The organism is Psychrobacter sp. 1Y6 (genome assembly GCF_052258385.2).
Lineage (GTDB): Bacteria > Pseudomonadota > Gammaproteobacteria > Pseudomonadales > Moraxellaceae > Psychrobacter.
In genome coordinates, this window is record NZ_JBQQEW020000001.1 from 2,825,857 (window position 1) to 2,838,937 (window position 13,081).

11 protein-coding genes are annotated in these 13,081 nt (G+C 42.0%); 8 read left to right on the top strand and 3 right to left on the bottom strand.

What is annotated here, in order from left to right:
• Positions 1–51: 51 nt before the first annotated feature.
• The 6 genes from ACTXGF_RS25495 to ACTXGF_RS25520 all read left to right on the top strand — a co-directional run bounded on the left by ACTXGF_RS25495 (position 52) and on the right by ACTXGF_RS25520 (position 5,279).
• Entirely contained in the window at positions 52–660 is a 609-nt protein-coding gene (locus ACTXGF_RS25495; protein WP_443533463.1) for a rhomboid family intramembrane serine protease, read from the top strand.
• Between the two features lie 103 nt (positions 661–763).
• Complete coding sequence (locus tag ACTXGF_RS25500; RefSeq protein ID WP_443533461.1) at positions 764–1,720, top strand: metallophosphoesterase; 957 nt, start codon at positions 764–766, stop codon at positions 1,718–1,720.
• A gap of 107 nt (positions 1,721–1,827) precedes the next feature.
• Complete coding sequence (gene purE, locus ACTXGF_RS25505; protein WP_443533459.1) at positions 1,828–2,379, top strand: 5-(carboxyamino)imidazole ribonucleotide mutase; 552 nt, start codon at positions 1,828–1,830, stop codon at positions 2,377–2,379.
• 197 nt (positions 2,380–2,576) lie between these two features.
• On the top strand, positions 2,577–3,953 hold the full coding sequence (locus tag ACTXGF_RS25510; protein ID WP_443533458.1) for a 5-(carboxyamino)imidazole ribonucleotide synthase: 1,377 nt from the start codon (positions 2,577–2,579) through the stop codon (positions 3,951–3,953).
• Positions 3,953–4,402, top strand: coding sequence for a YaiI/YqxD family protein (locus ACTXGF_RS25515; protein ID WP_443533456.1), 450 nt, complete (start codon positions 3,953–3,955; stop codon positions 4,400–4,402). Before ACTXGF_RS25510 ends, ACTXGF_RS25515 begins: the two co-directional genes overlap by 1 nt.
• A gap of 235 nt (positions 4,403–4,637) precedes the next feature.
• On the top strand, positions 4,638–5,279 hold the full coding sequence (locus ACTXGF_RS25520) for an NAD(P)H-binding protein (RefSeq protein WP_443533454.1): 642 nt from the start codon (positions 4,638–4,640) through the stop codon (positions 5,277–5,279).
• Positions 5,280–5,437: 158 nt separating this feature from the next.
• Here ACTXGF_RS25520 and epmA read toward each other — a convergent pair whose 3' ends face one another.
• The 3 genes from epmA to ACTXGF_RS25535 all read right to left on the bottom strand — a co-directional run bounded on the left by epmA (position 5,438) and on the right by ACTXGF_RS25535 (position 9,034).
• Positions 5,438–6,466 carry an EF-P lysine aminoacylase EpmA gene (gene epmA, locus ACTXGF_RS25525; protein WP_443533452.1) on the bottom strand — a complete coding sequence of 343 codons (1,029 nt, stop codon included), beginning with the start codon at positions 6,464–6,466 and terminating at the stop codon, positions 5,438–5,440.
• A gap of 50 nt (positions 6,467–6,516) precedes the next feature.
• Positions 6,517–7,626 (bottom strand): 4-phosphoerythronate dehydrogenase, encoded by a 1,110-nt coding sequence (locus ACTXGF_RS25530; protein ID WP_443533612.1) that lies wholly within the window; start codon positions 7,624–7,626, stop codon positions 6,517–6,519.
• Positions 7,627–7,906: 280 nt separating this feature from the next.
• On the bottom strand, positions 7,907–9,034 hold the full coding sequence (locus ACTXGF_RS25535) for an AI-2E family transporter (RefSeq protein WP_443533450.1): 1,128 nt from the start codon (positions 9,032–9,034) through the stop codon (positions 7,907–7,909).
• 859 nt (positions 9,035–9,893) lie between these two features.
• Here ACTXGF_RS25535 and ACTXGF_RS25540 point away from each other — a divergent pair.
• The gene (locus ACTXGF_RS25540) at positions 9,894–11,585 is read left to right on the top strand and encodes an NAD+ synthase (RefSeq protein ID WP_443533448.1); all 1,692 of its coding nucleotides are present in this window, start codon (positions 9,894–9,896) and stop codon (positions 11,583–11,585) included.
• A gap of 214 nt (positions 11,586–11,799) precedes the next feature.
• A complete protein-coding gene (paeA, locus tag ACTXGF_RS25545) occupies positions 11,800–13,074 on the top strand; it encodes a polyamine export protein PaeA (RefSeq protein ID WP_443533446.1) in 1,275 nt (424 codons plus the stop codon).
• The last annotated feature ends 7 nt before the right edge of the window (positions 13,075–13,081 follow it).

The following is a 13,081-nucleotide window of genomic DNA, read 5'->3' on the forward strand; positions in this document are numbered from 1 at the left end:
CTTGTCATTTGTAACATTGTCACATATCAGGCACGGCCTAAGGATTTTCCTTTGTTAAACCATACGACGCTTATTATCATTATTACAGTTATTGTCAGCTTATTGGCTTGGCAAAACAAGACGCTATTTAATCGATTGATTTTTTATCCGCCAGCAGTCAACAATGGGCAATGGGATCGCTTTGTGACCCACGGCTTTATTCACGCTGATAGTATGCATTTGCTCTTCAACATGTTTACTTTGTATTTCTTTGGGCGTGCTATCGAAGGACTATATCAGCCGTTTTTATTCGGTTACGGGTTTGTGGTTTTTTATGTTTTGGCAATTATCGTTGCCATGATTCCAAGTTACGTGAAAAATAAGAACAACGCCAGTTATTTGAGTTTAGGCGCATCAGGCGGTGTATCGGCTGTGTTATTTGCTTTTATTCTGCTAGCACCATGGGAGAGAATTTACCTCTTTGCCGTAATTCCTATTCCTGCGATACTATTTGCCGTGGCTTATATATTTTATAGTATCTATGCTGATCGACGCGGTGGCTCAAATATCAACCATATGGCTCATATGTGGGGCGGTGCGTTTGGCGTTATCGCCACGATTGTTTTGGAACCAAAAGTACTACCGCACTTTATCAATGCGTTGATATCACCAGGATTTTAGACATTTCTACGTACCATGAAGCTATCATTTTAAACACAGTTATACTTTATAAACTCTATTTTGCGCAGGGTACACTTCTACATTTGAGATTTAGTAATACATTATGATTATAGATATTATCGGTGATATACATGGTTATGCAGACAAACTGGTTGGTCTGCTGCATCAGTTGGGCTATAAGCATAACGGTCAGCATTTCGTGCCACCAAAAGGTCACAGGGCCTTGTTCATCGGCGATTTGATCGATCGTGGTTCGCAGCAACTAGCCACACTAGAGATTGTCTTTGCAATGCTAGATGCCGATGTAGCCGATGCAGTGATGGGCAACCATGAATATAATGCACTGGCATATGCCACGCGCGATCCTGATAATACTAGCCAGTATTTACGCTCGCACAATGATATCCATAGACGCCAACATGAGGCGTTTTTAGCAGAGATACCATTTGGCTCAGAGCAACATGAGTACTGGTTGCAGCGTTTATACGAAATTCCATTATGGATCGAGACCGACTACGCCTGTTTTGTACATGCTTGCTGGGATACAGATAGCATGGCAATACTAAAACCCCTTCTGACTGACGATAACTGTCTGACTCCAGCAGGTTTAATCGCAACGGCTAAGGAAGATACTATCGCCTTTGACGCTTTGGAGCGAGTGTTAAAAGGGGTTGAAACAGGTTTACCTGAAGGTATTGTGATGGTAGATAAAGAAGGTACCGAGCGTACACGAGTGCGAGTACGTTGGTGGCTAGATGAGCTAAATACACGCACACTTCGTGAAGTGTCTCGTGCTTCATCGTCCGCATTGGCACAGATACCGCCTGATGCGTTGGCTGAAAATATTGAATTTGCGCTAAAAACTCATAAACCTGTGTTCGTCGGGCATTATTGGCTCACTGGTACACCTGAGCCACTCAGTCCACAAGTTGCCTGTACCGACTACTCTGCAGCAGTGGATAGCGGTTATTTGACCTGCTACCAGTTAGATACCGAACAACCATTACCATTGACGGTCAATCACTTTGTTCAGCATTGTCATGATGAAAAACATATATAAAATCGTGATATCACTGCAATTAGCGCCATACCAGTATTAAAAGTCAAACTTGACTTTACGAGTGTAGCAAAATTTTTGTATGATGGTCTTTTTGAGGATATCCAATCATGAGCACCACGAATACTGCTGCTAACCAGAACGGTCCAATCACCTCCCCTGCTGGTCAGCCACAAGTCGGCATTATCATGGGTTCGCAGTCTGACTGGGCAACTATGAGTGCTGCTGCGCAATTGCTTGCAGACTTTGACATTGCTTTTGATTGTGAAGTTGTCTCTGCACACCGTACGCCTGATAGATTATTTGATTATGCCAAAAGCGCAAAAGATAATGGTCTACAAGTGATCATCGCTGGTGCAGGTGGTGCCGCTCATCTGCCAGGCATGTGTGCCAGTCAAACGCCGCTACCTGTCTTTGGTGTCCCCGTAAAGTCATCTATGCTGAGCGGTTGGGATAGTCTACTGTCTATCGTACAAATGCCAAAAGGCGTCGCTGTTGGTACTTTGGCGATTGGTGCTGCTGGTGCTTATAACGCTGCCCTACTTGCAATTCAAGTACTGGCATTGCATGATGATACGATTGCTACTAAGCTCGATCAGATGCGCCAGTCTCAGACTGAGACTATTCTTGCTAGCCCAACACCAGGTATTATCAATCCTTAGGTAGATATAAGTCGATCGGCTTTTATAGCAGCGTCTTTTATATTTATAGCTTAACGATTGAAGCTATCACTGTATATTTTTAAGCAATTCCGAGTAGAGATAAGGTGCATACAATGCACCTTTTCCTATTTTCACCCATTGAGTTTTAGATTTTAATAGCCCAAACACCTTATTCACTTTTATTCAAAGAGCCTGCCATGACTACAGCAAACGCTTATCCTGTTACCCAAACCATTCGTACCATCGGTATTTTAGGCGGTGGTCAGCTTGGTATGATGCTTGCCGAAGCCGCTATGCCATTGGGTTACCAATGTGTATTCCTAGAAGACAATCCAGAATGCCCTGCCAGCTTATACGGTCGTGTCTTTCATAGCGACCAACTAGAAGACTTTATCGCAGCAGCGGACGTCTTTACCTTAGAGTTTGAAAACACGCCAACGTCTACTGTTGAGCAACTGGTTAGCTTGTCAAAATCTGACAGCAAGCAAGGCATGTTCCCACCACTGATTGCGCTTGATATTGCCCAAGATCGTCTAAAAGAAAAGCAGATGTTCAACACACTTGATATCGCAACCGTGCCATTTATGGAAGTAAATTCTGAAGCTGAGCTCAAGCACGCTTGTAAAGAGTTAGGACTGCCTATCGTTCTAAAAACTAGCCGAGGTGGTTACGATGGCAAAGGACAGTTCGTTATCAAGCAAGACAGTGATATTAAAGCTGCTTGGCTAGATTTAAAGGACGCCGTCAGCGGTAAAGGGTCACTCACGCCAACGCCTGCGCCGTTAATTGCTGAAGGTTTTATTAACTTTAGCCGTGAAGTCTCTATCATTGCAGCAAGAGCGCAAAATGGTCAGGTACGCTGTTACGATTTGGTCGAAAACCATCATCACAACGGTATATTGGCCAAAACTCAAGCACCTGCTGTTGGCACGAGTCATCTATTTCAACAAGCAACAGACGCCATTACCAAAGTCATGAACCATTTGGACTATGTCGGCGTTATGGCGCTTGAGTTATTCGTCACCAAAGATGCTCGCGGTCACAACGCGATACTGGCGAATGAGATTGCGCCACGGGTACACAACTCTGGGCACTGGAGTATCGAAGGCGCTATTACCAGTCAGTTTGAGAATCATATCCGTGCTGTGGTTAACTTGCCATTAGGCGATACAGATAACGTGCATCCTGCGATTATGGTAAATGTACTGGGTCAATATCCTGATATCAGTGCAGTGTTAAATATCGATGGCGCTCATTATCATAGCTATCATAAGGCTGAGCGTGACGATCGTAAGATTGCTCATATTACCTTGATGCCTAACGACGTGACTGATTTAGAGCCTGCTATGGCAAAACTGGTTGCTATCTTGCCAAACAAGGTCGGTCTGGATAAAGAGTATGCAAGTGTAGATACTCAGCCTAATAAAGCAGACGTCGATACTAAAAGTAATGCTAAAAACAGTACTCAGAACAGTGTTCAAAACGATGCTACAGCTGATGACCTAGACACTAAAGACAGCCAAGCAGACAGCCTGACTGCTCCTTCATCAAAATCTGAGAAGGCCAAAAAATAATGCAGATTTGGGTGGACGCAGACTCGGTACCATTGATTGCCAAAGACCTGATTATTAAAACGGCTGAACGTACCAAGATCATGGCCATATTTGTGGCTAATCAGCCGATTAAGCTACGCAAGTCGCCTCTACTTGTCATGACTGTCGTACCGTCAGGTTTCGACAAAGCTGATGATTATATTGTCGAGCAGATACAGGCTGGTGACTTGGCTATTACTAGCGATATCCCTTTGGCCAATGATATTTTGGATAAAGGCGGTATGGTATTGACGACGCGCGGTGTGGTCTACGACAAAAACAACATCAAGCAAAAGCTTAATATGCGCGACTTTATGGACACCATGCGCGGTACTGGTGTCCTAGAGTTGCAGGAAATGAGCGGGCAAAAACCCTACGGTGATCGAGATAAAAAAGCCTTTGCTGATGGTCTTAATCGCTTGGTTCGTTAGCACTTTTTATCGTTCCATCTGACGCTTACTCATTCTGTCATCTGTGACACGATGTCATCTAATCAACGTTTGCTTCCTTGCAAACTGTATACACTCTATAACCAAACACTATTTAATCAGCACGCTTTATAACGAAGCGTGCTACCTATCTTTGTTACTCTATATTCGTTTTTTAAGATAAATAAATTTACTGAACAATTCAAACAATAGCATTTAAATAAAAATAGGAATGATTATGAAGATTTTAGTCGTTGGTGCAAGTGGTCGAGTGGGCGGTGATTTGGTTAAGCAATTATTAGCTGATGACCATCAAGTTATTGGCACGACTCGTCAGAAAGAAAAACTATTTGATAATGACAACTATACCCAGCTAGATTTAGACATTACAGCCAGTAAAGAGTCTATTGAAAAACAACTGGATCAGGATATTGAAACTGTCTACTTTGTAGCAGGATCTGGTGGTAAAAACGTCTTAGAAGTTGACTTGCATGGTGCCGTGAAAACGATGCAAGCTGCACAAGATAAAGGCATTAAACGTTATATTATGCTGAGCTCAGTCTTTTCATTAGAAACTGACAAATGGGATGAAAACCCAGGTATTGCAGATCTAAAAGAATACTATATCTCTAAGCACTACGCTGATCACTGGTTAGTGAATAACAGCTCGCTGGATTACACTATCGTACAGCCGGGCGCACTAAAAGAACGCGCTGGTACCGGTAAAATCACTATCAATGATATCAGCTCTGGTGAGAATGCAATCGAAGATGTAGCGACAACGCTAGCAGCAGTACTCATCGCAGATAACACCATAGGCAAAGTTTTCAATCTACACAATGGTGATATTGATATTAATGAAGCGGTTGCTACGGTATAAATAAATTTAGCATTACCAAAATTGGTTGTGGACGCTAGATTTTAAAAGCAGCCAATACAAAAGGTCGTTGTCGATTCGCCAATATCTAATTGGTAAATCGGCAACGACCTTTTTATTACGTATTTAAATCACTGATAATGGAAAAGATTCACATTCAATTATGCTTGCCCACTGGGGAAAGAAATAACTTCTTCCAAGCTGCTTGCACCTGTCAACACCATTAGCAATCTATCCATACCGACTGCGATACCGCTACATGGCATCAAATCATTGGATGCGGCTAATAGATGTTCATCAACTGGCATTTGAGGTAGATTATGACGCGCACGTAATTGATTGTCTTGTTCAAAACGGTCACGCAATGCTTGACCATCTGCTAATTCATCATAAGCATTGGCAATCTCAATACCATTAATGTATAGCTCGAAACGTTTCGCAATTTTATTACCGTCTTTGTCCATAGCTGTCTTGGCGAGTGCAGCGGTCGCAGGTGGATACTCTATAATTAATGTCGGCAAATCATGACCTAGGTTTGGCTCCACGGCATGACTGAATAACAAATCCAACCAGCTTTGACGACGGTTTTCTTCGCTATCATCAGCATTATTAAAATCAAATCCTGTCAAACCCATATCTTCTGCCACGGCTTGCAATGCAGTTAAACTCGCTGTCAACGGATGGATGCCAACAAAGTCCATAAAGGCATCGACATAGCGATAATGACTCATCACAACAGAATGACCATAAAGCGATTCTAACAACTCATTAAGTTCAGTGGCCATCTCGTCCAGACTATAATTAGGTTGATACCATTCAAGCATCGTAAATTCAATATTATGACGCGTGCCTATTTCATTATCACGAAAGACAGGACAAATCTGATAAATAGGTACTTGCCAGCTGGCTAATAAACGCTTCATCGCAAACTCAGGCGAGGTATGCAAATAATAAGTGCGTGGACGGTCTTGATAGGTCACATGAGCTGCTACAGACTGTAAAAAAGTGTCTGTATTGCCTGCTTGGGATAATAACGGTGTCTGCACCTCTAGCACTTGTCGACTGGTAAAAAACTGCCGAATATTGCTGATAAATTGCGCGCGCTGTTGTGCCATCGCAAGTGTCATGGTTGGGGCGTAGCTAGGCTTAGGAGTAATAAGCTGCGGAGAAATGTTATTTGCTTGAGTCATTGGGCTCTACTGCGACTGATGAATAATTGGTTGCTCAGTATCTTGTTTAATTAAAACTGCCACTCACGGCGCAAGTGGTAATCACGTCTCAGACCATCAAAGTCAGCACCATTTACTTGTCCATCAACTGCTTTATTTCGCAACGAGGCATCATCTTGCATGATGTCATAAAACTTTGGCAGTCTGTCTGGATATAATTTTAGTTCAGACCATAAGAACATATTGAGCGGTAGCAGATTAGACATAGATTGAGCTGGAGGTATCGCTAATTTTTCACACAAGGCATCATAAATGATTTGTGTGCCACGTAGCTTACCTTCTAGTGTATAGCCAGCGATGTGTGGTGTGGAAATAGCAAGTTTGGATAGTAAGCTTACTGCTATCTCTGGCTCATGCTCAAACACATCTAGCACCACTTGACGTCCAGTACGCTCAATGTCTGTTTCAAGCGCACTTTCCTCAATTACAGGTCCTCGCGCACTATTAATTAACATCGTATCGGCAGGCATTATTGCTAATGCAGCTACGTTGATAAGATGATGTGTTGGATAATCACTACCTTTAGGATTCGTCGCATTCTTTTCATTGGTCAAAGGCACATGCAGACTAACCACGTCACTTTGGCTAAATACCTGCTCAAGGCTAGCATTATTAGTTTTAGAGGCTGGCAACAAGGGATCATAACCTAGCACCTGCCAACCCAAATCATAGGCGTATTGAGCAAGCGTACTACCGATATTACCAAGACCAATGATACCTAATGTTAATGACGCCGATTGCTGCCAATACTGCGGACGCAAAGTGAAAACAGCCGTCAATACATATTGAGCCACAGAATGCTTGCTACAACCAGCCGCATTGGCGAAAGTGATATTGCGAGACGCTAGATAATCTTGATCTACATGGTCGGTCCCAATAGTCGCAGACCCAACAAACTGCACACTGTTATTATCAACCAGTAAAGTATTACCTACTTTTGTCACCGAGCGTATCAGCAGCACATCTGGCTGCACTTCGGCAAGTAGCGCTGCATCGATATCTCGACCAGCGACAGTAATAATCTCAACCTTATGCTCAGTCAGCTGACCTAGCATAGAATCATTAAAAAAATCATTCAGACTGGCGATGTTGCTGTCCGCTAAAATAGTGATATTTTTAATTGTACTTAATTTATCGGTCTTATTATTCGTCGATTCTGCCATATTCTCATTTGTCATTATTCATCGTCTCTATCGATAATTTTTTACATCGTATTTTCTAGGGCGTGTCTTCATTTCAAAAATGGAGATAAAAATGAGATAAATTGCCGTCAAACAAGAAAAATAGCGTAGATAATATCAGGATATTAAATAGCTATTTGACGATGTTTGGCAAAATTTAGCCATTTTTAGCCCATTTAGATGGCCATCGGGTGAATTGAAGACACGCCCTAATGACTCGTTATTCTGGTTCGTGCACAGGATCTATCGTACGAGAGTCAGAAAGCATCACCTCCTGCTGAGCAAATATCTCATTCTTATGCTGCGATATCCACTCGCGCCATACTGCAAGCCCGATAGCCAATACGACAGGCCCGATAAACAAACCAACAAAGCCGAACGCTGTTAGACCACCTAATACACCAATAAAAATAATGATAAAAGGAATTTTGGTCGCGCCGCTAATAACGATAGGACGAATCAAGTTATCCACCCAGCTAATTACTAATACACCCCATAGCGCCAAGCCAATACCTTCTGCGGTATGTCCTTGACTCAATAGCCAAATCGATACACCGCCCCAAACGAACGGCGTACCAAACGGAATCAAGGCAATAATAAACGTGATAATGGTCAATAAAATAGGACTTGGCGCACCAGCGAAGTAATAGCCGATACCAGCCAACAACGCCTGAGCCAATGCCGTCAGCCCGATACCGTATACCACCGCACGCGTAGTTGTACCCACAGAATCGATGTAACCGTCGATGCGATTGCCGATGATATTGCGCAGTGCTTGACGAATCTGCCGAACCAGACTGGTGCCATCTCGGTAAAAGAAGAAGAGCGTCATTAATGCCATACCGAGTTTGGCCAAACTACTGAACACCACATCCAAGGCTATTTTGCCATAATATAAATGCGACTGAACCCAAATGCGAAAAGCTTCTAGCGTCCCTTCTGGGTTTTTATTGATACGCCACAGTACATCTTTGACTTGCTGGCCGATGATAGGCAAATCTTTAAGAGAGTCGGGCACATCTAAGTAACCTACCTTGATACGATAAATCAGGTTACTAATTAGACTCAAAGCTTCTTGCTGCAAGATAAACACACCGATGACCAGTGGCACGCCTATTATCAGTGAGATGCTCACCGTCATAATAGCAGCGCTAAAGTCTGGGCTTAGCTTTACCTTTTCATGGAAGAAATTATAAATAGGAAAAGTCACATAGGCCAAAATCGCTGCCCACAGCGCTGGCACAATAAAAAACTGCACCACTTGAAAACACAATACGAACAACACTACTAGCAACGTAATTGCTAATAAGCGCTGAATAATAAATTCTTTTGTCCAGTTTTCAATCATAGCGTATAAACCAAAAGCGGACAGCAAACGATAGTTTTGCTGGCGAGTTTATAAATGTGTGATGAATATTAGCTCTTAGACACTGTCTGTAAGCCATATCCATTAGCGAGAGTTGCGAATCATACAAAAAAGCATTGGGTCGGACTTATGAAGTCATATGACGATTAAGTAATATGACGATTAAATAGTATGACTATGTCCAGTTCTATACTACAAATTTATAGCCATTTATTATTGTAGATAAAATAATAAAAATGCAGCTAGCACACTTTATTATGCAATAAAGCGTGTGAATTATATAACGCGTTGTAGTAATCTTTACTTACAACTTTGTCTATGCAAGCTTACTAGATGGCGACGATAATGACTAGCGCATAATGCATGAATTTAGTGTGTAAAAATGATGTATTGAAAACTACTTTTATGTTCAGCTTTTAAACTGTTATCTTATAAGGGAATCCACTGGTGCGTTCTATTTGTCGCGACAATTGATGTTATACTAAAGCAATTATTTTAAGCTTTTCAGTGTAGTTAAGTTTATTTGCACATATTTATTTACATCGTCGTACAGACAGCGAATCCTCTGAGCCAGATTTCAACACCCGCTTATGTCGTCTTCTTTTAGACTATCATAAGTTCTAATTTTAGGGTGTCGCTATCACTTAGAGTGAGTTACTTGAGCAAAATCATAAGTCTTTTATAAAGGCTTATACGAGATTTAGACTCAGCATATCAGCTCAATATTTGAGCTTGATATGCAAGAGCGCAGTTTTGAGTTAATTTCGGATTTACTTTGATTTTATTTGAAATCAATACAGACACACCAAATTTTAATAATATATCGATAGGAACAATAACAATGTCAAAAGACACTGATAACCCCAACTCTAACATCTCAAACGAAGCCAGTAAGACCAATAAACCACAAGATACTGTCACTTTTGCTTTAGCTCAATCACATTTTTTGGTCGGTGATATCGCAACCAATGTCGAAAAAATGCGTACCCTAGCATTACAAGCACGCGAACAGGGTGCTGACGTAATCGTATTCCCAGAGTTAGCGCTACTAGGCTACCCTCCACAAGATTTATTGCTACGTCCAAGCTTGTCAGGTCGCGTTAAAAGCGCTTTGTCTACTTTGAGTGATATCGATGATATCGTCATGATCGTCGGCTATCCGCATGTCGATCATCACGGTACTTTTAACTCTGCTGCCATCCTACATAATGGTCATCAAAAAGGCTTTTACCATAAGCAAATTTTGCCAAATTATGGCGTATTTGATGAGCGTCGCTACTTCGATAAAGGTCGTAATCAAGTTTTGTTTGACTATAAAGGCATTACTATTGGCCTGCTTATCTGTGAAGATTTATGGGAAAAAGGTCCTATCTCTGAGCTTAAAAAGCAAGGTGCTGATTTAATCGTAAGCTTAAACGCCTCACCTTTTGAGATTGAAAAGCAGGACAATCGCAAGACTATGCTAGCCAAGCGTAGCCGTGAAAACAAGCTACCTATCGTCTATGTCAATGCTGTCGGCGGGCAAGACGATCTAGTGTTTGATGGTGGCTCTATGGCTGTACAAGCTGACGGTAGCATTGCTCATGAAGCACCACGCTTTATGAACCAGTTGCTACTGGCCACGTTAGATGTAAAAACTGCTAAGTTTAACGAACAGACCAAAGCGCCTCTAACCTTGAGCCGCGAATCTGAAATGTATCAGGCGTTAGTCGTCGGTCTACGCGACTATGTCAACCACTCAGGGTTCTCTGGCATTATTGTCGGGTTGTCAGGTGGTATTGACTCAGCATTGACACTTTGTATCGCTGTTGATGCGTTAGGCGCTGACAAGGTATATGCAGTCATGATGCCATACGAGTATACCTCTCAAATCAGTCTAGAAGATGCTCAAGCCCAAGCACGTCGCTTAAATGTTTCTTACACCGTCTGCCCTATTTTTGACGCTGTCGAAGGCATCCGTCATACGCTAGCACCGTTATTCAATAAGTCACCAGCAGATACGACCGAAGAAAACATCCAAGCGCGCGCTCGCGGTGTTATTTTGATGGCCTTGTCTAATAAATTTGGTCATCTGGTTATCACGACTGGTAACAAGTCAGAATTGGCTGTTGGTTATTCAACACTATATGGCGACATGGCTGGCGGCTTTGACGTATTAAAAGACGTATACAAGTCTCAAGTTTATAAATTGGCTAGCTATCGTAACCGTTTAGAAGACACGCCTGTGATTCCTGAGCGCGTTATTACTCGTCCACCATCGGCTGAATTACGTCCAGATCAAAAAGATCAAGACAGTTTGCCTGACTACGATATATTAGATGGTATCTTGACGTCATATATCGATGAAGATATGGGCTATCAAGAAATTATTGATAAAGGCTTCGATGCTGAGATGGTCGCCAAAGTTATCAAAATGGTAGACAACAGCGAATACAAACGCTTGCAATCTCCTATCGGTACCAAGATTAGCCACAAAGCCTTTGGACGTGAGCGCCGTTATCCATTGGTTAATAAGTGGTCAATCAAAGGTTAATTACTACATACCTCTCAACTCTTACTATCTATAAGTTGAGAGGTACTAGTTAGCCAGTTTTAAAAGATATCGAATTTTTTACTATTAGCTGGGTGCTTGCCCAGCTTTTTTGGTTTTTATCCACCAAAAATTTTTACACCTAGCCATATTCTTTTCCACACAGTTTCACCAACTATTTTGCCTTAATTATCTTTATTTCTTTTTCGAGTACGTCATGAGTTTGCTAACCGCTAGTGTCTTTCTTCTTTTACTGCTTGCCTTAAGCACTTTTGTCTCTGCTGCTGAGATTGCCATCGCCGCAGGCCGCAAAATCAAGCTGCAAATTATGGCAAAAGAAGGCGATGTTCGCGCACTTGATGTGCTCAATATGCAAGAGCACCCTGGTAGTTTTATCACCGTCGTACAAATAGTGCTAAACGCGGTCGCTATTTCAGCTGGTACCGTCGGTGAATCAGCCATCAGCCCTTATCTCGAGCAGTTATTAAATAGTGAAACGATAGCATCAGTTATATCGTTTGTACTTATCACGAGTTTGTTTTCGCTACTTGCCGATCTAATGCCTAGGCGTTTGGCCATGTCAAATGCTGAGACGATAGCGGTACGGCTCGTACGCCCGATGATGTTGTTGATATTTATACTAAAGCCCATTATATGGGTGTTCGATGGGGCCGCGAATATCCTATTTAAGCTTTTTGGCATCTCAACCATACGTCAAGATGATATGACACCAGAAGATATTTATGCAGTGATGGATGCGGGTGCCGAAGCGGGTGTACTGAAAAAGCAAGAGCATCACTTGATCGAAAACATCTTTGATATGCAGGAGCGTACCGTCACCTCAGTAATGAACCCTCGAGAAAATATCGTTTATTTTGATACCAAGACAAATACCGAAGAAGTTGTGAATATCATGATTGAGCAGCCACACAATAAGTTTTTGGTCTGCCATGATGATGATTTAGAGCATATCATTGGTTATGTGGAATCTCGTAGCTTTTTAGCTTTGGTTTTGAACCAACAAGAAGTTGGCCTGACAAACAAAACTCTATTAAAACCAGCACTTTTCGTGCCTGATACGTTGTCTTTGTTTGAAGTATTAGAGATGTTTAAATCTACTGGCGCTGATTTTGCAGTCATCGTGAATGAATATGCCCTAGTCGTTGGTGTTATCACCTTAAAGGACGTGATGAGCATTGTGATGGGTGAGTTGGTAACGTTAGAGGAACAACCTATCGTCCAGCGCACTGACAACTCGTGGTTAATCGATGGCATGACCCCTATTGAAGATGTGATTCGTGCATTAGATATCGTCGACCTACCACGCAGTCAAAATTACGAGACTATCAGTGGATTTATGATGTATATGCTCCGAAAAATCCCTAAGAAGACCGATACGATTGAGTATGCCAATTATCGATTTGAGATTATCGCGACTGATAATCTTAAAATTACGCAGATGCTAGTCACCAAATTAGAAGATGTCATTTAATTTACTG